Raw genomic sequence first — 20796 nt, 5'->3', positions numbered from 1 at the left:
CTGCGCCGTCGTCGATGTCACCGCCGTGGTCACCGACGCGGAGGACGAGAGCTGGTTCAGGGTCAGCGCGAGGGTCAGCGCGGCGTCGACCCCGCGCACCGGGATCGCCCTGCTCACCGGGAACAGCGCGGTCCAAGGCAGCAGCAGGGTACGGATGTTGCCGGACGCCTCCGACGACACCGACTCCTGGGAACCGATACCACGCCGCTCCACCCGTACGTCCCGCTCGGCACCCTCGGCCTGCCCGTACCGAGCCGACGCGACCGGATCCGCGAGCCGCAGCCGCAGGTCCACCGTCCGCTCCCGCCCGTCCACGGTCAGTGCGATCCGGAAGCCCAGACTGCCGCGCAGATACGGCAGGTTGATCACCAGCGTCTCGGCACTCGCCACCGTCCGCAACTGCTCCCGCACCGGATGCGTGTCCGCCGCCCGCGCCAGCCCGAGCGCCGTCATCACCTGCTGATGCAGCCCGTTCACGACCTCCGCAGACAGCGGTTCGAGGTGCACCAGGCCTACGTTGCCGTCCAGTTGGGACCCGTAGCCGAGAACGAACGTCGAAGAGGGCGGCGCGACCGGGGCGTTGGACGTGGGCCAGGTGGGAGTGCCGTCTGCGGGGATGGGGGCGGTGTCGGGGTCTTGGGCGGGTCCGTTCGTCAACTGGCCGGTGTGGTCGTGGAGTTGAGGACCGGCGGCGGTGACGCTCTCGATCATGCGGAGGTAACGGCCGGGGATGTGGACGGGGTTCTGGGTGTCGGCCATGAGGCCGGTGGTGCGGACTGTGGTGCTGTTGGGGTGGTTGCGCAGGAGGAAGTCGTTGTCGCGCTGCTCGTCGGGCAGTCCGAGGTAGTGCAGGGCTTCGTGGAGGAGGTCCGCGTCCGAGTGGCCCAGGTCCAGGTGGAGTTGGTCGGCACGGGCCGGATCGGCGGTGTCGGTGAGGGTGATCGCCTCGGGGTGGGACGGGTCGTCGATCAGGTTGAGGGTGACGTGCAGCTGATCGCGCGAACTGGGCAGCTCCAGGCCGGAGTTGAGGTGCGCGTCCAGGAGACCGGTGATGCGCTCCTGGAGTTGGGCGGTGTGGGCGGGGTCGTTGGTGGTGACCGGGAGGTTGAGCGTGTAGTCGCGGACCCACTGGCCGTTGGGTGCCTGGATACGACGGATGCTCGTACGGACGAGCGTCGTCGCACCGCTGAGAACGCCCGGACGGGGCGAGTTGCTCTGGTCCGCGTGCGGATCGAACCGCTCCGTACTGTGCACAGCCGGACGGGCGTACGCACGCAGCCCGAACCAGGAGTCCTTCGCAGCAGGGTCGGCGACACGGGAAGCGGGCAGGTCGTCGTCGGCGTCGCGAGTCGGCGCGGGACGGTAACGGCCGCTCGGCTGAACGCTGTTGACGTCCTCCGGACCCCGGGGCGCGTTCGAGGGGGTGATGGCGGGTTGGTGCACATCGCTGGCGCTGTAGTGGTTGAGGCCCGTGTAGTGGACCTCAAGTGCGGGCGTGGCGGTGGTCGTCGGGCCGTAGCGCAGCACGATGCCCCGAGGGCCGCCGGTCGCGGTGGTGCCGGCGACGGCGGCGGGCATCGGCTGGAAAACGTGGATGGGGGCGCCGAGGGTGTCGGCGAGCAGCGGCAGGAAGGTGTCGCCGACCGGGTGTGCCCACGCGGCCGACCAGTTGCCCACCGCGTGCCGGAGTACGGCCTCCTCGTCGTCGGTGAGGGGGGCGGTGCTCCGGTGGTACCCGGCGATCAGCAGCGAGCGACGCTCGTCCGGTGTCATGGTGGCGAGCGTCGGCAGCTCGTCCACCGCACGCAGATAGGCGAACATCCGCCGGTTGCTCGGCGCGGCACCGGCCAGCGGGGGCGGAGCGCCCGGCATCGAGACGGCTTGCAGATAGCGGGTCTGGAGGTCGACCGGGTCCAGGTCCTCGGCATGGGTCACGCCCTGGATGCCGTACTGGAGCAGCTCGTTGTCGATCTCGGCGGGGGTCATGTCTTGCACCGCCGTCGCGAAGTTGCCGACGAGGACACCCCGGAGCTGGCCGAGCACCTGGGCCGGGAGCGGCCGGGTGCCGTTGCGCGCCGCCGTCAGCCGGGCCAGCACCAGGTCCTGCACCCCCTGCTGCGCGGCGCGCAGATGGCGTGCTCCCCGGTGTGTCGTCTGCGGGTTGGTCGTCACCGTGGTGAGGGTCCGTCGTACGTCGTCGGGCCGGGCGAGCCAGGCGGCGGTGGCCGGGTCGGCCTGCTGCAGGCGGGCGCGGACCAGGTGCGGCGCGCTGCCGATGACGGCGTACAGGAGGCAGTTGCCGTCGCCGGGGGTCGGGACGGCGTTGCCGGTGGGGGCGATGTACGGGGACGGCGGGGCGGCCGGGGTGGTGGTGCCGGGGGCCGGTGTCTTGCCCTTGCCCGCCTTGCCGGTCTTGTTCGTTTTGCCGCTGCTCGTACCGGACTTGGACGGCCCGCTCTTCTTCGGCTGCTGTTTCGCCGGGGTCGGTGTGGGCGTGGAGGTGGATGTGGCCGTGGTGGTGGCGGGCGGCGGGGTGTGGGTCTGGCCGCCCGCCGGGAGAGGAGCGGGCCGACCGTCAGGGGTCGGCCAACGGGGCGGGGTCGTGGCGAAGGTGGTGCGCAGGGACTGTTCAGGGGTCGGCGCACTGTCGTGGACGGCGGTGGACAACCCTGGCAGCGCTGCGGTGGCCGACACCTGGTCGGCCGCGGCCTGCAACTGTGCGGTGACGGCGGCTACGACCAGCCCGTTGCGCCGCGCGACCTCGTTCTCGGCCTCGGTCACCCGGCCGCGGGCGTTGGTCTCCCGCTGCCTGGCGTCCCGCAGGTTGTCGGCCTGGAGGACCTCGTCCGCCGCGTCCTGCCGGGCCTCCTCAACTGCCTCCTCGTGGTTCGCCTCCTCCGCTCGGATACGGGCCGGACCCACGTCGACGATGTGCTCCGCCCTTTCCAACGCGGTCCGTTCGGCGGCGAGTTGGGTGGCGGCCTGCCGGGCCGCGTTGTCGGCGGCGGCGATCGCGGGGAGCACGGCCTGCACCCGGGAATCGTCGGCGACGTCGGCCGCCGGGTCGTGGGAACGCGGGGCGCCGGGCACGACGGGAGTCGGCGCGGCCGGCGCGGGGGCGGGGGTGGCGCTCGACCGCCCGTTCTTCGCGGCCTGTTCGGCGGCGGCCCGCGCGGCGGCGATCCGCTCGGCGCGCACGGCGTTCTCGGTCTGCGTCAGCCGGGTGAGGGCCGTCTGCAGATCGTGACGGCCCTTGGCCTCGTCCCGCGCGTGCTGCTCGATCACCGACGGCAGGGTGGTGGCGGTGTTCCGGGCCTCCGCGAGGTCCCGCCTCAGCCGTGCCACCAGCGCCTCCGCCTTGCGCGCGGCCTTGGCGGATTCGGCGGCCGTCTCCGTCGCCCGCCGGTGGACGTCGATCGCGCCCGTGACCGCGAGCTGCGCCTTCCGATGGGTTTCTACGGCGGTGGCGTGCGCGCGGTTGGCCTGCTGGAGGGCGGCGGTGAGGCGGTTCAGGAGCTGCGGGGTGTCGGCGAGGATGTTGGTGGCGGTGTGCAGGAGTTCGGCCTGTGCGTCGAAGGCGTTCCACGCGGTGGTCAGGTCCGGGTCGGCGGTGACGAGGGCACCTTCGGGCGTGAACTCCCAACGGCGGACACCCTGTTGGTCACGGGTCATCAACTCAAGCGGACGGTGACCGAGCACGGCGGCACGGGACGCGGCGTACAGGGCCTGGCCGAGGCGTGCGCCCTGCGGGTCGGCGCCGAGGGCCACCCAGAACTGCACGCCGTGACGGCCGGCCGGGATCGCCGCGTTCAGGCGTTCGGGCAGGGTGTGCGGCTGGGCGGTGGCCCAGTCGGGGACGAGCGCGGGCAGGTCATGGACGTTCGGCGGGGACTCGGCCGGGGTGAGCAGACCGTGACCGAGGAGGTCGCGCTCCTCTACTCGCAGGGTGACGGTGCCGGTGACGTGGCGGGTTCCCTGTGGTCCCTCGACGAGCAAGTGGGCATCGGCGTCGACGACGTAACTGCGCGTGCCCCGCGCCCCGTTGGCGGGTGCGGAGGTGCTGCCGGACTTCAGCCAGTCACGGCGGCTGCCCGTGGTGGTGCCGCCGAAGGTCGACGGCTGGGTCTGCCGCTGCGCGAGCGGCACGCCGACCCCGGCGATCTCGTGGTTGTCGTCGTCGCCGCTGAGGAGTTGCGTGAACGAGGTCGCGAGGGAGTGGTCGGCGCCCGCGGCGGTGCTCACCGTGTCGGTCGTGTTGTGGAGTTGGTCGAGCGTGACGTCGTCGGCGTTGGTGGAGCGGCGCGGGTTGTAGAGGGACACCGCGATGGTCGGGGGGTGGTCCGGCGCCCCTTCGAAGGGCGCGGTGCCGGGCATCTTGCGGGTGAGGTCGGCGGCCAACCGGGGGCGGTCGAGGGCCACTTGCCCAGCCTGGATCAACTGGCCCAGCCGGACGGCCTGTCCCTCCACCGAGACCGAGGTGATCTGCGCGTGCCAGCCGCGTCCGCCGCGCGGCGCCACGTCGTCGAGGGCCGTCTCCAGGTGTGCCCAGCCGTCGAAGTGGAACGCCGGGGTCGGCCCCACCGGGTGGAACATCTGCGCGGGGACGAGATACGGGCCGGCCGGCCGCACGCGGTTGCGCGGGTCGACGCCGGAGACGGCGGACGGTGGGTTCACGCGGGCCGGGCCACCGGGTGGCGGGGTGGCCTCGGTGCCGGTGAACCGCAGGGCCAGCCGGACCGGGACGGTGCTGGTGCGCGGGTTGCCGCGGGCGAGCAGGCTCTCGGTCAACCGGCGTACGTCGCCGTCCGCGTCGGCCCAGGCGATGACACCGTTCTGGATGAGACCGCCGATGACATTGGGCGGCCAGTCGACGACCAGCGCGGAGCGCACCGACAGCTCGTAGTCGTACTCCAGCCCGTCGAAGTCGGCGCCGTTGTCCGTGCGCAGCCAGAAGCGGTTGTCGGCCGTGGTCGCCCGGCGCGCGGAGATACTGCTCGCCGACTGCGGGGTGAAGACGGGCCCCGAACGGTCCGTCTTCGAGGGGTCGGGGCCCTGGTTCGGGCGGAGATAGCGGGTGGTCAGGGTGACCGGGAGCTGCGTCTGGCGGACCGAGGCACGGGTCGTGGTGCGACCCGCGGCGGTGTGCGACTGCCACTGTTCCAGGCCCGAGCCGGGGGTTGAGGCACCCAGCACGGCGGCCAGGTTCTGGGTCCGCCGGGGCACCGCCGTCAGGGTCACCTCGACCAGCCGCTCACCGCCGAAGCCGTGGTGGCGGAAATGGAAGCGGGTGGTGGCCCGGCGCGGGGTGCCGTCCGGACCGCGCCCGGGCAGCGAGCGCAGTCCGGCGGACGAGGTGAGCTGCGCGACGCGCCCGTGCACACCCTGCTGGTAACCGGGGTGCCCCGGAGTGACCGCGCCGGGTGCCTCGGCCTCCACCAGCGCCAGCAGTTCGCGCCTGATCCGCCCGCGCCGCTCCCTCTGGGCGACGGGCCCCAGCGGAATCTGACCCGCGTTGGGCCCGGTCGTGGGGACGGGGGCGGCGACGGGCCGGTCGTACTCGATGACCGAGAGGACTCCGCCGAGACCCAGTTCGCGATTGCGTGTGTACGACGCCGGGAGGGGCGCGGTCAGGGTCGGGGCGGGTGCGGGGGTGAGCCCCTGCACGGAGCCCATCCACCGTGCGTCGCGGGCGAGTTGGCCCTGGGTCATGAGGAACTGGAGGCCGTCAGGGACGTCGACCGCGAAGGTGACGGGGGCGACCGTGCCGGGCTCGCCGACGCCGTTGAGCAGTGTGCGGGAGCCCGCGCGGACCGTGACCAGATAGGTGACGTCGGCGACCACCCGGTGCAGATCGCCGCTCTCGGTGGGGGTGCGGTTCACGCCCGTACTGGCGGCGAGCGTGTCGGCGGTGTCGGTACGGGAGACATGGCCGAGCCGTGCCGACGGGTTGAAGAGGCCCTTGTACGACTTGCCGCTGGTCTGGCTGGTGGAGACCGAACCGTCCGACTCCGGACCGGTGTTGCCCTGCCCCGCCGCGTTCACCGGGCTCGCCGGCTGCTTGGGCGGGTTCTGGGTGAGGACCCCGCTGCCGCCGAACTGGTGTGACTTTCCCAGGGACTTGAGCTGTTGGGCGCTGTCGGTGGCGGAGACGCCGGTCTCCAGGTACTGCCGGGTGGTGTCCAGCAACCGGGGCCGGTGGGCGACGGCCTGGATCTCCAGCGAGTACTGCCCGTCCGCGAGTGTCCCCGGCAGACTCAGGCCCTCGACTACGTAGGAGTTCTTGAACAGTTCGTGGCCGTGGGCGACCAGACTGCCCGGCGTGATCGCGGCATGCCGGGTCTCGGCGGCGCGCGTCCTGCTGTCCGTCAGCCCGCGCCCGGCGAGCGGGGAGACACCGTCGCGTGCGGGCGGGGCGACGGTCGGGCCGGTGGCGGGAGCCGGGGCGGTGCCGGTGGTCGCCGGGGCGGTGACCGGGAGGATCGGGCCGGTGCCGGTGGCCGTGGTGGCGGGGGGCGTCGGCTGGGCCTGGCGGCGGATGTCCGCGGCGGCCCGCCGGAAGACCGACTCGATGGCCGCGGCACCGCGCACGGTGTCGATCAGCGCGTCGTCCGGTATGCGCACCAGTTCCGGGCGCGGGACACCGTGGGCGTCGGTGCCGTCGAACCGGGCCATGTCCACGGGGTTGGCCGGACGCGGCGCCCCGTCGACACGAGCGGGGCGCGTGGCGGCGGTCGTTGTGGGGGGCGGCGCCGCGGAGGTCGTCGCAGGGGCCGCCGAAGGCGCGCGGGTACGGCCGTTCGGCACCGCCAGCCGCAGCGAGCCGGTGACGGTCGGCGCGTGGGCAGGCGCGGGGACGGCGGGGGCAGGGGCGACGACCGGCGCCGGGGCGGCCTGCCGGTTCACGTTCTGCCCGAACCGCTCGCTGGGCCGGTCGCCGTCGTCCGCGTACAGGTCCAGGGCCAATCGCACCGGCACGTCGAACGCGTGGCTGTCCTGGTTGGTGGCGATGAAGAACTGGTCGTGCCCGGTGGCGCCGCCCACGGTGTCGCCGTGCGTGATCTGCCGGCCGTACTGGTAGTCGCCCCCGAACCCGATCGACCCCCAGGGTCCCGTGGGTCCGCTGACGCTGGCCATCGGTCCGAGCGCGCCACCGTAGGACTCACCGCGCTGCTCGGCGTCGCTGCCCGCCATCTGGGCCAGACCCATGACCTGGATGCCCGGAAGAACGAGGTTGTGGGTGCTGGCCTGGGTGCTGTCACGGACGGCGGTGAGGAGCAGTCGGACCCGGCGGACGCCCGTGTCGGTGCTGTTGGGCACCTCGAAGTGCAGCGAGTGACCGCCGTCCACCATCGAGTCGGTGGCGGCACGCAGACCGGTGCGGGAACGGGCCTCACGCAACCGGCGCAGGTTGTTGAGCTGGGCGTGCAGCCGGATCTGGTGCTCGGGCTCATGGTTGCGCAGCACGCCGACGCCGGTGGGAGCGGACGGCAGGAAGCCCTCGCGGCGCAGCCACGCCTCGGCCTCGTCGAACAGACCGTCCGTTCCGGTGACGCCGAGCGGCGCCGCGCTCAGCCCGATGCCGTCCAACCGCTCCAGCGAGTCCGGGAGTTCACGCGTCTCGTCGGGGGCGGGAGCGTGCCCCGTGGCGTCCGTCTTGCTCAGGATCCGAAGATCCATGCCATGCGCCAGGGTGAGCGCCGGTGCCGCTGTCCCGGTGCCGTCGGGCCGGATCAGGGTGACGCGGTAGGTGACGCCGGAGGGGGTGAGCAGATGGCCACGGTTGGTGCGGATGGCGTGCATCGTGCCGGCCGAACTGCCCGCGCTGTACGTGTTGGTGACGGTCGCCTGGGTCTGTCCGCGCAGGCCGAGGCTGCCGCCGATGACGCTGGACGCGTCCGGATGGCCCTTGCTCTGGTCACCGGTGAGCGCGGCGGCACCGCTGCCGCTGACCCCCAGACCGCTGGTGTACCTCGACGAGAGGTCGACCTTCGCGGTGTTGACCAGGTGGCTCTCCAGGTTGATCTGGCCCGGGGTGCTCTGCCGCAGCGGGGTCCCGACGGTGGGCACGGTCACCAGGTGCAGCATGCCGACCGCGTTGCCGTCGGCGTCGGTGATCACGGGCGAGTAGATCCCGCCGTCGACCTGCATGGGCAGCGTGCCGCGCAACACCTGCTCGGAGAGGAAGTCCGCGACCTGCCCGGCGGCGTTGGCGTCGAGATCCGCGTGGAAGGTCTGATGAACATGCTCGTACAAGGCCCTGGGGTCGATCACCGAGTCGACGCCGTAGAGCGGGAGATCGGCCGGATCGGCGGGCGCGGGCAGCGAACCCGGCGCCGGATCGGCGGTGGTGAGGTGCCGGGGGAACCAGATCGTGGTGGAACCGTGCGACACCGGCGCGCTCCAGCCGTCCCCCGCCGGGGCGGTGGCGGGCGCGGGCGCGGAGACTGCCGGGGCGTCGGTACGCACCCGCCACCGGGTGGTGAACTCCACCGGATCAGAAGGCTCGTTGGAACGCTGGGCGGACGTCGTCTGCACAGCCTGCGTGACGGTCGTCGCGTCACTGGCCTGGTTGTGGGTGATGGCCGCCGTCAGCGATCCGTCGATCGCCCGCACCGCGGTCGGCGCGGTGATCGGCCAGGACCCGGTCCACGGCACCTGGAAGGTCCGATACGTGCCCGACGGCTGACTGGAGAAGTTCTCCCGCGTCCCGAACCCACGCCGCTCGACATGCTTGTCCGCGTCCCGCGCGTCGTAACGCCCCTGCCGCAACGACTCCCGAGCATCGGACAACGTCAACTGCACGTCGACCGTGCGATCACGCCCGTCCACCCGAACCGTGACCCGATACCCGCCGTTCGAGCGCAGATACGGCAGTTGGAGCGCGAGACTCTCCCGGCTCAACACGTCCCGCACCTGCCCACGCACCGCCTCTGGCGGGTCGTCAGCATCCAGCCCGAGCGCCTCGTAGACCTGCCCGTGCAACCCCGCGATCACCTCATCGGAGAACGGCTCCGCGTACACCAACCCGACCGTCCCGTCCGGGAGCGCGCCGTACGACGTCACGTACGTCGACGGCAGTTGGACCCGCGCGGGCGGCGGGACGGCCGGGGCGTTGGAGGTGGGCCAGGTGGGGGTGCCGTCTGCGGGAATGGGGGTGGCGTCGGGGTCTTGGGCGGGTCCGTTCGTCAACTGGCCGGTGTGGTTGTGGAGTTGAGGACCGGCGGCGGTGACGTTCTCGATCGTGCGGAGGTAACGGCCGGGGATGTGAACCGGGCTCTGCGTGTCGGCCATGAGACCGGTGGTGCGGACCGTCGTGCTGTTCGGGTGGTTGCGCAGCAGGAAGTCGTTGTCGCGCTGCTCGTCCGGCAGTCCGAGGTAGTGCAGGGCTTCGTGGAGGAGGTCCGCGTCCGAGTGGCCCAGGTCCAGGTGGAGTTGGTCGGCACGGGCCGGGTCGGCGGTGTCGGTGAGGGTGATCGCCTCGGGGTGGGACGGGTCGTCGATCAGATTGAGAGTGACATGCAACTGATCGCCCGAACTGGGCAGCTCCAGGCCGGAGTTGAGGTGCGCGTCCAGGAGACCGGTGATGCGCTCCTTGAACTGCTGGGTGAGGGCAGGGTCGTTGGCGGTGACCGGAAGATTGAGCGTGTAGTCCCGAACCCACTGACCGTTGGGCGCCTGGATACGACGGACGCTCGTACGGACAAGAGTCGTCGCACCGCTGAGAACCCCCGGGCGCGGCGGGCTGGACTGATCCGCGTGCGGATCGAACCGCTCCGTGGAATGCACGGCAGGACGGGCATACGCACGCAACCCGAACCAGGAGTCCTTCGCAGCAGGGTCGGCGACACGGGACGCGGGCAGGTCGTCGGCATCGTCGCGAGTCGGCGCGGGACGGTAACGGCCGCTCGGCTGAACGCTGTTGACGTCCTCCGGACCCCGGGGCGCGCTCGACGGCGTGGTGGTCGTCGGGTCGACGACGAGGATGTCGGCGTCGGTCGCGCTGTAGTGGTTGAGGTTGGTGTAGTGGACCTCGATGACCCGGGTGGCGGTGGCCGGCCCCATGAGGGCCACGGTGGAGGTGGTGGCCGTCGGGCCCGGCCGCAGTACCTCCACGGCCAGGTCAAGGGTGTCCGCGAGCAGGGGGAGGAACACCTCTGCCTCGTCGTTCTCGTATCTCTCCGACCAGTTCTCGACGGCGTCCACCACGTGGGCCAGCTCGTCGTCGGTGAACTGTGCCTCGCTCACCGTGTAGCCCTGCCTGAGCAGCGTGCGGAGCTGTTCGTCGGAGAGGTCGTCCAGCGTGGGCAGCCGGTCGCTGTCGCGCAGATAGGCGAACATGGCCGGGGCGCCGGGCGTCGCCGACCCGGTCTCGTCGGCCGCGGTCAACGCCTCGATGTAGCGCGTTTCGAGATCGTCCAGCTGCTCCGGCTCCGTCACCCCTTCGATGCCGTACTCGCCGAGGGTGCTGAGGAGTTCGGGTCGGCTCATGGCCGCGGTGCGATTCGAGAACCAGCTCACGAGCGCCCGCCGTACCTGGCCCACCACCTCGGGCGGCAACGGACGCGTGACGCGTGCCTCCAGCAGTCGCTGATCGGCGAGGCTGCGCAGCCGGTCCGCCGCGACCATCAGATGGCGGCCGGCCGGGGGCATCGGGGAGGTCGCGGCATTCCAGTGGGTGAACTCGTGCAGTCCGGCGCGGACTTGGCTCGGCCGGCTGAGCCAGGCGTAGGTCTCCGGGGCCTCGTCGCGCAGTCCGGGCAGGGCGTCGCGGACCCGCTGCGGGTCGGTGCCGATGAACGTGTAGAGCATGCAACGGCCGTCGCCGCGGGTGTCGACCGCGTTCCCTCGGGCCCGCCGCCTTTGGAAGACCGGGGGCTGGGACGCGATGCGGCGGTACGACGTGTGGTCCGCGTCGCTCGCCGATGCGGTGTGCAGGTCGGCGGACGTACTCCCGTTGCCCTCGCCCGAGTTGCCTCCGACCAGGGCGTCGAACGCACTGTCCTGTTCGGAGGCTGTGGCGGTGATCGGGTCCGTGATCGGGTCGGTGATCGGGTCGGTGATCGGATCGGTCGTGGTTTCGGTCGAGACTGCGTCGCCCCCCGGGTTCTCGTTCCCGGTGGCGGCGATGTTCCCGTCGCCTGCGGGACGCGTGTCGCCGGCGCGCGGTGTGTTGCCGGTGGACGGGCCCGCCGTACGGGGGCGGCCCGAGCCCGGCCAGCGCGGGGTGACAGAGGCCAGCGTCGAGTGTGAGGTGGGGAGCGTCGAGGGGCCGGCGGCCAGCACCGGGCCGGTCGCCCTGGGCAGCGTCGTCTCCGCGGACACCCGGCGGGCCGCGGCGTCGTCGCGCCTGCCGAGGGCGTTGCCGATCCGGTCGTCGATCTCGCGGAGCACCTGCTCCGCCTGGTCGTGGGTCTCGCGGGTGTCCTCGTGGACCCGTGCCGCGTCCTGTGCGTGTCCGCGAGCCGTGTCCGCGTTCGCGCGCAGGGTGTCGGCCGTGCTCCGGACGCCCGGGAGCTGCGCCCGCGCCTCACTCAGGGTCTCCTGGTCGCGTCGCAGCCCGGCCTCGGCGTCCTGGAGCGCGGCCCGGTCCCGTGCCAGCCCGGCCCGCACCGCCGCGTGATCGGTCTCCAACTTGCCGACCTCGGCGGTGACTTCGTCGATCTGCCGCTGGAGACGGGGGTCCACTGCGGGGGCGGGGGCGGCCGTGTCGTCTCCGACCGGCGGTCCTACGACCGTGTCCGGCGCGGGCGGTTCCTGCGTCGCCGTGTCGGTCGCCGTGTCGGTCGCCGTGTCCGTCGCCGCGTCCTGCGTGGCCGTATCCGGCGTCGTGCTGTCGACCGTCGTAGCGCCGTCCGTGCCGCCCGGGCCGGAGGCCGCGGCCGCCGCGGCGGCGCGATCGGTGAGGTCGGTCAGGTTGCGGCGGGCGGTGTTGAGCTGGGCGGCGAGACGGATCTCCCCGCGCTCGCCCTCGGCGATCGCGTCGCGGAGCGGGTCGAGCGTGCGGCGGGCGTCGGAGATCCCGCCGGTCAGGGTGCCGATGCGGGTGTTGAGGTCGTGGAGGTGGTGTTCGGCCCGGTCCGCCTGCTGCTCGGCGGTGGTCGCGGCCGTGTCGGTCAGATCGGCGTCGGTGGCCGCGTCCCTCAGTTCGGCGGCTGCCGCGTCCAGGGCGACCTGCGCTTCGCCCCGCAGTCCGCGCTGCACGTCCTCGTCGTGGAGCGCCACGGCGTGGTCGTGCTCGGCCTGGTCGAACACCTCGGCGGCGTTCTCGAAGTCGGTCCATGCCCGGTCCAGGGACGCTACTCCGGTGGTGGAGCCCGGTGCGGCATCCGCCGTCCCCGGCCCGGTGAGCATGCCGTCCGGGTCAAAGGTCCAGATGCGCAGGCCCTCGGGGCCCCGGGTGACCAGTTCCACCGGGTGTCCGTGGAACCGTGCCACCCGCGAGGCGCCGTAGAGGGCGAGGGTCAGGCGGGAGGCGTCCGGGTCGGGGCCGGTGGCCACCCAGAGCTGGTGTCCCTTGTCCTTGGGGTCGACGCCCCTGGTCAGGACGCGCGCCACGTCCCGCAGCGGTGTCGTCGCCCAGTTCTCCGGCGCGATGCCGGTGCCCGCGGTGAGCAGGGCCGGGAGGTCGTAGACGCGGGGTACCGGACGGGGGTCGGTGATGCCGTGGCCGAGGGCGTCGCGTTCCTCGACGCGGATCGTGGCCGTACCGGTGACATGGCGGACGCCGTCGGGGCCGGAGACCTCGATGTGGACGTCGGCGCGGACCTCGTAGCTGCGGGTGCCGCGGCCGTCGGCGGGCAGGCTGGTGCTGCCGGTCTTGAGCCAGTCGCGGCGCCCGCCGGAGACGGTGCTGCCGAAGTTGCTTGCGTGCAGGGGCCGTTGGAGCAGTGGCGGGGTCGCGCCGAGGAGGTTGCGGTCGGGGTCGTCGGCGCTCAGGACGAACGGCAGTGCCAGCCCGGTGGTGGTGTCGCCGCCGGAGACCGTGCCGCTGTTCTCCGAGCTGATCCGCAGCCGGTCGAGGGTCACGTCGCCGCCGTCGGTGACCGCCCTGGGCCGGTACAACGAGACGGCGAGGGTGGGCCGTTGGTCCGGGGCGTCGCGGAACGGGAACGCGCCCGGCATCGTCGGCAGCATGCCGCCGACCTGACGGGGCGTGTCCAGGGAGAGCGTGCCGGCCTGGATGAGTTCGCCGAGCCGTACCGACGCGTTCTCGTCGGAGGTCGAGGCCGGCAGGGAGCGCCAGCCGCTGCCGGTGGTCGGGGCCACCTGGTCGAGAGCGGTGTACAGCTGGCTCCAGGCGTCGAAGCCGTAGACCGGGACGTTGCCGGTGGGGTGGAACAGGTCCGCGTCGCGCAACGCGGGCGCGCCGTCGGTGAGTTGGCGGGGGTCGACGCGGGACAGCGAGGGCGGCGGGGGTGCGGGCAGCGCGGGTGGGCCGTTCGTCTCGCTGCCGGTGAAGCGCAGGCTCACCCGGGCGGGTACCCGTACCTGGTCGCCGAGTTCGCCGGAGAGGGTGCGGCTGAGCCAGGAGCGGGTCGGCGTGTCGGTGTCGTCCCAGGCGATGACCCCGCGCTGCACCAGCGCGCCCAGCACGTTGGGCGGCCAGTCGACGACCATCGTGGAGCGGACCGTGGCGACCAACTCGTAGTCCAGGTCGTCGAAGTCGGCGGCGCTGTCGGTGCGCAGCCAGTACCGGTCCTCGGCGGTGCGGCCCTGCTTGGCGACCTTGCTTGAGGTGGTGGCCAGGCTCGCGGAGGGGCCGAGGCGGTCCGTACGGTCGTCGGCGTCGGGGCGGGTGAAACGGGCCGTCGGGTTGAAGGTGAAGCGGTGCTGCCGGCTGCCCGAGGAGGAGAGCGAGCGGCCGTCCGCCGTGTGCGAACCCCACTGCTCGATACCGGACTTGTCACCCGGCACGGCGGTGCCCCGTATGCCGCCCCGGTGCGCGGGGTTGGTCGTGGGGCGGGCCGAGAACGTCACCTCGACGAGGGCCGAGCCGCCGAACCGGTGGTGCCGGAAACTGAACCTGGCCTGTCCGCCGCCGCGTCCGATCAGCGCCCGCTTCCCGGCGACACCGGTGTTGTCGGCGATCAGCGCGGCGACGCCGGGCAGGTAGGAGGCGTGGCCGGGGGTGGTCACGCCGGGGGCGTAGCGGTCCACCAACTGCCGTACGTCGTCCTGGAGTCGGGAGCGCTGCTCGGCCTGCGGGGGTGCCGTGGGGCCCGTTGCCCGGTCGGAGAGTTCGGTGACCGAGTTGACCGTGGCCAGGCCGAGGGTGCCGTCGCGGACGTAGCGCTCGGGCAGTGCCGGGCTCGTCCGTCCGATCGTGGACGGGGCGGGCAGTTGGGGGGTGACGGCGCTCATCCACCGTGCTTCGCGCCGGAGTTGACTCTCCGTCATCAGGAACTGGAGTCCGCGCGGCACGTCCACGGCGAGCCTGACGGTCTCCCCGGGCCCGTATCCGAAGGTGTTGGCGAACACGTTGCGGTGTCCGGACCGTACGGTGATCACATAGGTGACGTCGGCCGTGATCCGGTGCTGGAGGCCGGACTGGGTGGGGGTCCGGTTGGTGGCGGTGGTGCTGGTGAGGGTGTCGGGCCTGTCGATCTTGCGGTCGTACTGGTAGCGGCCCGACGGGTTGAAGCGGGACGGCGTGGGTGCCGGGGCGGCGGGCTGCCCGGCCACGGGGGTCGGAGCCGGCGGGTTGTTCTGGGTGGCCGAGCCGCCCACGCCGAACTGGTGGGACTTGCTGAGGCCCTTGAGCTGCTGCGCCGTGTCGGCGGCGGAGATGCCGGTCTCCAGGTACTGGTTCACGCTCTGTGTGTGGCGGGGCGTGTGGGCGACGGCCTCGATCTCGATCGCGAGCTGGCCGTCCGCACCGAGCCCGGGCAGCGTCAGCCCCTCCACCACATAGGTGCCGCTGAAGATCTGGTGCCCGCGGCCGACCAGCGCACCGGGCGAGAGCGCGGTGGTGCGGGACTCGGCGCTCACCGTGGTGGTGTCGGCGAACGGACTGCCGACCAGCGAGCTGCTCAGGAACCCGGTGACGCCACCGACCAGCCGGGAGACCCGCCCGGGCGGACCGGCGGGGGCGGGGGCGTTGCCGTCACCGGCGGTGGGACGGGCATGGGCTCCGGTGACGATCTGGCGGAAGGCGTCCTGCAGCGCCGCCGAGCCGCGCACCACGTCGATCAGCGCGTCGTCCGGGACGCGGACCACGTCCGGGTGCGGGCGCGGGTGGGGGTTCGGCCCGCCGTCGCCCGGGAGCGTCATGGCCAGCCGCGCGGTGTCCTGCGCCCCGACGGGCCGTACGGTGTACGGCTCACCGGCCGGCGCGGGCTCCGCGGCGTCCACGGTCCGCCCGTGCGGTACGGCCAGCCGGACCGTGCCCGCGACACCCGGCGCTCCGGCGGCCTCGACGTCGTCCGCGGCGCGCGGCCCGGGCAGCGCATCGCCGAAGCGGGTCACCGGTTCCTGGCCCGGGCCCTCGTACAGGTCGAGTGTGATGCGGGCCGGTATCGCGAACTCGTGGGTGTCCTGCCCGCTGGCGATGAAGAACTGGTCGTGGCCGAGCGTGCTGCCGGTGGTGTTGCCGAGCGTGGCCTGGCCGACGTACTGGTAGTCGCCGGTCCCGTTCAGGGTCCAGGTTCCCCCGTGCGGGGTGGGCCCGTTGAGCCCGCCGCCGGCCCCGAGGCCGCCGCCGTAGGTGTTGCCGAGCCGCGCGGTGCCGCCGCCCCCGCCCTGCGCCAGGCCCATGACCTGGATGTCGGGCAGTACCGTGCGGTGCGTCGGCTGCTCGCCCGCGATGTGCCGGGCGCCCAGTTCCAGCCGTACCCGGCGGCGCCCGGTGATCGCGGGGATCTCCAGGAACAGCGAGTGGCCGCCGTCCACCATGGAGTCCGTCGCCGCGCGCAGCCCGAGCGGGGAACGCAGCTCCCGCAGCCGCCGCAGATTGTTCAACTGGGCCTGCACGAGCTTCTCGTCGGGCAGCCGGCTCCGCTGCGGCGCGGTGCCCTCCGCCGGTGGGGCCGGGGGCAGGAAGCCGTTGTCCCGCAGCCAGGTCTCCGCGTCCGCGAACAGCGTCTCCGTACCGTCCACGCCGAGCGGTGCGGTGGACTGCCCGATCGACTCCAGCGTCGCCAGCTCGTGCGGCAGCGCGCGGACCTCGTCCGGCGTCGGCGCGTGGCCCGTGGCGTCCGTGTCGCTGAGCACCCGCAGATCGAGCGCGTGGGTCCAACTCCCGGGCGTGTAGGCGGACATGGTGCCGTCGGGCCGGATCAGGGTGAGGATGTACTCGACGTCGGCCTCGGTCAGCAGATGGCTGCGGTTGGTGCGCACCGCGTGCATAGTGCCCGCGACGGAACTGGTACCGAACGCGTTCTGCGCCGCGAGGGAGGCGGTGCCCTTGGCGTTGACGGTGCCGCCGATGCCGTGGGAGGCGTCCGGGTGCCCCACGCCATGGTCGGTCGTGAAGGTCGGGCCGAGGCTGCCGGCGAGGGTCACCCCGCTGGTGAACGTCGTGTTCTGGTCGTTCTTGACCACGTTGACGAGATGGCTCTCAAGGTTGATCTTCTTGTCGAGGCTCTTGGCCACCGGGGTGTTCCGCGTGACCCGCGCGTCCAGCCGCATCATGCCGACCGCACGTCCGTGCGCGTCGGTGAGCACCGGCGAGTACAGCCCGCCCTCGACCTGCATCGGCAGCGTGCCCCGCAGGACCGGTTCGCTCAGGAAGTCCGCGAGTTGGGCCGACGACTCCTCGTCCAGGTCGTCGGCGAAGTTCGCCGCGGCACCCTCGTACAGCCGCCGCGGGTTCAGCACCGAGTCCACGCCGTAGATGGGCAGTTGCCGCAGTTCGGCGGGCGCGGGCAGTGCCTGGCCGTGATCCCGGTCGGCGTCCACGAGGTGCTGCGGGAACCAGACGGTGACCGAACCGTGCTGCTCGGCCGGACTCCAGTCGTGGGCGGGATCGGGGTCCGCGACGACAACTGCCGTATCAGTTGCGTCGGTTACGTCCGCGATGGCGGGCGGCGCGTCCAGGCGCACCTGCCAGTTGTCGGTGAAGTCGTAGGCGCGGGAGGGCTCGTTGCTGCGCTGGGCGCTGGTGGTCTGCACGACCTGGGTGACGGTGGAGGAGCCTTCCAACTGGTTGTGGGTGATGGTCGCGGACAGCGCGATGTCCACCCCGCGGACCACGCCCGCCGCCCCGACCGGCACCGACAGGGTCCACGGCACCGGAAGCGTCGAGAACGTGCCGGACGGCTGCGCGGAGACGATCTCCCGGGTGCCCTGCCCGCGCCGCTCCACATGCTTGTCGGGATCGCTCGTGTCGAGCGCGCCCTGCCGCGCGGACGGCCGCCTGTTGTCGAGCGTCAGCCGTACGTCCACCTCACGGCGGGCGCCGTCGACGTTCAGCACGATCCGGTGACCGCCCAGGCTGCGCAGATACGGCATGTTCTGCGTCAACTGCTGCTCGGACAGCACGTCCCGGAGTTGCGCGTGCACGGCGTCGTCCGGGCCCGGGTCCGGCCTGCCGAGCGCGGTGAGCACCTGGCGGTGCAGCCCGTCGACCAGGTCCGGCGAGAACGGCTCCATCATGACCAGCCCCACCTGGCCGTCGTGCCGCTGCCCGTAGCCGCCCAGGTAGGAGGGACGGCGCCCACCGCCGGCCACCAACTCCGTCGGCGCGGTGGTGTCGCCCTCCGGGGTGGTCACGACGATCTCCGGGACCGGCGGGACCAGGGGTACGGGCTCGGTCTCCGTCTCAGCCTCGGCCGCTGCCACTGTCGGACCGGTGTGTGTCGGGTCCGTGTGCTGGGACGTGGTGGCCACCGGGGTCGGTCCGGTGTCGGTCGCGTCGGTGGTGGGCTTGACCGGGGCGGGCGGGTCCGCGCCCAACGAGCCCTTGACCGGTCCCCGCGGACCGGTGCCCCGGTGGTCGTCGGCGGGGTCGCCGACCAGCGTGCCGATCAGGGCGAGGTGACGGGGCCTCAGCCCGCCCGACGTGTACGACGGGTCCGCCGCGGGCGTGAACAGCGTCGGGTCGCCCATGAGGCTGGCCGTACCACCGCGGTGCGGGGCTGACGAGTCGAAGCCGCTCTCGTCGCGCAGTCCGAGTTGGTGGCCGACCTCGTGGGCCAGGTCGGAGTCGGAGATGTCGGCCGGCCATGAGTGGTGGGTGGCCGGGGTACCGTCCGCCGGGTCGGTGAGCGTGACGTCGAGGTGCGCCGTCTCACCGGGAGCGGCCGGTACGACGGTGACGTGCAGCCGGCTCCCGTCCCCCAGCCGGTGGCCCGGGGTGTTGAACACCCGCTGCACACCGTCCGCCAGCCGCTGCTGGACGCCGTCGACCTGCGACCCCAGGCTCGGGTTGCCGGTCAGTTGGTAGGTGACGGTGAGATCGGTGACCGGCTCACCGCCGTGGCTGAACCGCCGCACGGCGAAACCGGCCCGCACGACGTACTGGGTCCGCGCACCGTCCGCCCCGAGCGGCCGGGACACCGGGTCGACCCAGGTATGACTCCGCTCCGAGGGCGCCGCCCCGGCCCGCGAGTCCGCATAACTGCCGGGCTCCGGCGCGGTGTTGGGGTTCACGGAGGGAGTGAGGACCACGGGTGCCGGGGCGGCGGGGGTGGGCGTGGGCGTGTTGTCCGGCACCGGAGTGACAGTGCTGGAGTGGGACGACGCCACCGTCTCGGGCGCGGGATCACTGTCCGGCACCGAACTGGTCGTGGGCGGCGCGCTGTTGCTGGAGGTGGTGGTGACCGGCGTGGGGAGGTCGGTGCCGGAATTGGAGTGGGTGTCGCCGGGGGTGGGATCGGCGCTGGTGGTCGTGTCGGTGCCGGAGTTGGTGTTCGTGTCCGTACCGGTGCTGCTGTCGACGCCGGAATCGGAGTTCGGGGAGGCATCGGTGCCGTGCGTCGTGTCCGTGCTGACGGTGTCGCCGTCGGACGTCGTGCTCTCGGGGCGCCCCGATGTCGTCGTACGCGGACTGCCCCCGGAGTTCGAGGACGCGCCAGAACCCGACGCAGGGTTCCCCGAGTTGTTACCGCTCTGGGTGGGAACACCGGACCCGGTCGTGTTCGTACCTGTGCTCGTGTTCGTACTCGGCGGCACGACACCGGTGTTGGACCCATTGGCGACCGGCGCGACCGGAACGTCCGCCGAGGAAGCCGGAGTTGAAGTGTCCGAGGTGTCGCCCTGCTGAACTGTCCGTACGGGCGCCGGAGTTCCGGTGCCCGTGGTGTGCGGACTGCTGCCGGAGTTCGAGGGTGTGCCGGCCCCGGTCGTGCTCGGCGGTACGACACTGGTGTCGGGCCCGCCCGTGACGGGAACGCCCTGCGAGGACACCGGAGTTGAGATGTCCGGGGTGTCACCCTGCTGACTCTGCAGGTCTCCCCCGCCGACCTTCACCTCGTCGAAGTGCGTGCCGGTGTCGATGCCGGTGTCGGCGAGGTCCGTGTCGACGTCGGTCGAGCGGGGCGGTGACGTGTTCGTGGTGGTGCGTTGGGGGGTGTTGACCGTCGAGGAACTGCCGTTGTCCGAGGTCGTGTTGACCGAGCCGGGGCCCGTCGTGGTGGGCGAGTTCGACGACGGGCTGTTCTTCGAGGAGCCGGTGTCCGTGTCGGAGTCGGAGTCGGACTCGTTCGGGATGTTCGCGGTGCCCAGGGTGTTCACCGGCGTCGGGGTGTTGAAGTTGAACTTGCTGCCCAACTCGTTCGCGCCCTGGCCGAGGTGGCGTTCGCTGATCGAGCTGAGTCCGCCGCCCAGGAAGGTGTTCAGGGAGTCGATGGGGAAGCCGTAGATGGACGCCGTGACGACCTCGCCGAGTGTCTCCGCGCCGCCCTCGGTGACGAAGTGCTCGAAGTCCTCGCCAAGTTCGTGCTTCACCTTGTCGCCGAAGCTCTTCGGCTTCGGGGTCGGTGTCGGTGTCGGCGTGAGGTGCGGGGTCGGGGTGGGTGTCGGTGTGGTCTTCGGGTTCGGCGTGGGGGTCGGCTTCGGGTTGGGCTTGGCGTTGATGTCGGGGTTGTCGAACTTCTTGTTGAACTTCGCCCCGTTGCCCGTGATGTCCTTGAACGGGTTGTGGCCGTTGAAGATGTTCTTGAGGTTCTTCTTCAGGTATTTGCCGACGTCCGTGAGCAGGCCGTGGAAGAGTCCGGTGAACGCGCCGAAGACACCGTCCTGGACGATCTGCGACCAGTCGAAGCCGTGGGGTCGGCGGCCCTTGGGCGCGCCGAGCATCATGGCCAGCCGTACCGCGAAGGTGGTGAACGCCTCTTCGATCGCCTCGGTGAGGCTCGGCAGCAGATGCGTCTTCTTCAGCAGCCAGTCCATCACGGTGAGAATGGCGACCCGGCTGCGGGCCTTCGCCACCGCGGCCTGGCTGGAGGCGGAACCGCCGGTGAAGGCGGACAGCACCGCGATGACCATCAACTCGATGAGCAGCCGCACCAGTTCGGCGATGATCTGCCACTTGGACTCCATGATGTCCATGGAGGACTTGGTGCGGGACTGCCCGATGCCGTCGAGCTGGTCGGCGAATTCCTTCAGGTAGTTGACGCCGTCGGTGTCGAGGAACATGTGCATCGCCCGCACATAGTTGTTCCCGACCTGCGGCGGTAGCGCGCGCCCCACCCCACCGGCGGTCTGCTCGATCAGGTCCGAGAGGTCACGCATACGCCGGCCCAGCCGCTCGTACGGCTTGCCGTTGGCGTAGGCCATGTCCTCGTCGGCCTGGAGGAACTTCTCGCCGATGAGCACGAACAACAGGTTGTTCAGCTGGGGCGTCGCGTGGATGGTCAT

At 72.1% G+C, this 20796-nt stretch carries 1 protein-coding gene (only partly in view); it reads right to left on the bottom strand.

Annotated features, from left to right (window positions below; translation table 11 throughout):
- Positions 1-20796 carry the 5' portion of a hypothetical protein gene (locus ACIBJH_RS42940; protein WP_399122391.1) on the bottom strand. Its footprint begins 6969 nt before the window's first position, so only the first 20796 of its 27765 coding nucleotides appear in the window; its start codon is at positions 20794-20796; the stop codon falls past the left edge of the window.

The organism is Streptomyces sp. NPDC050548 (assembly GCF_044457385.1).
Classification (GTDB): domain Bacteria; phylum Actinomycetota; class Actinomycetes; order Streptomycetales; family Streptomycetaceae; genus Streptomyces.
Note: the sequence above shows the minus strand (reverse complement) of the source record. Positions and strands in the feature narration are given on the sequence as shown.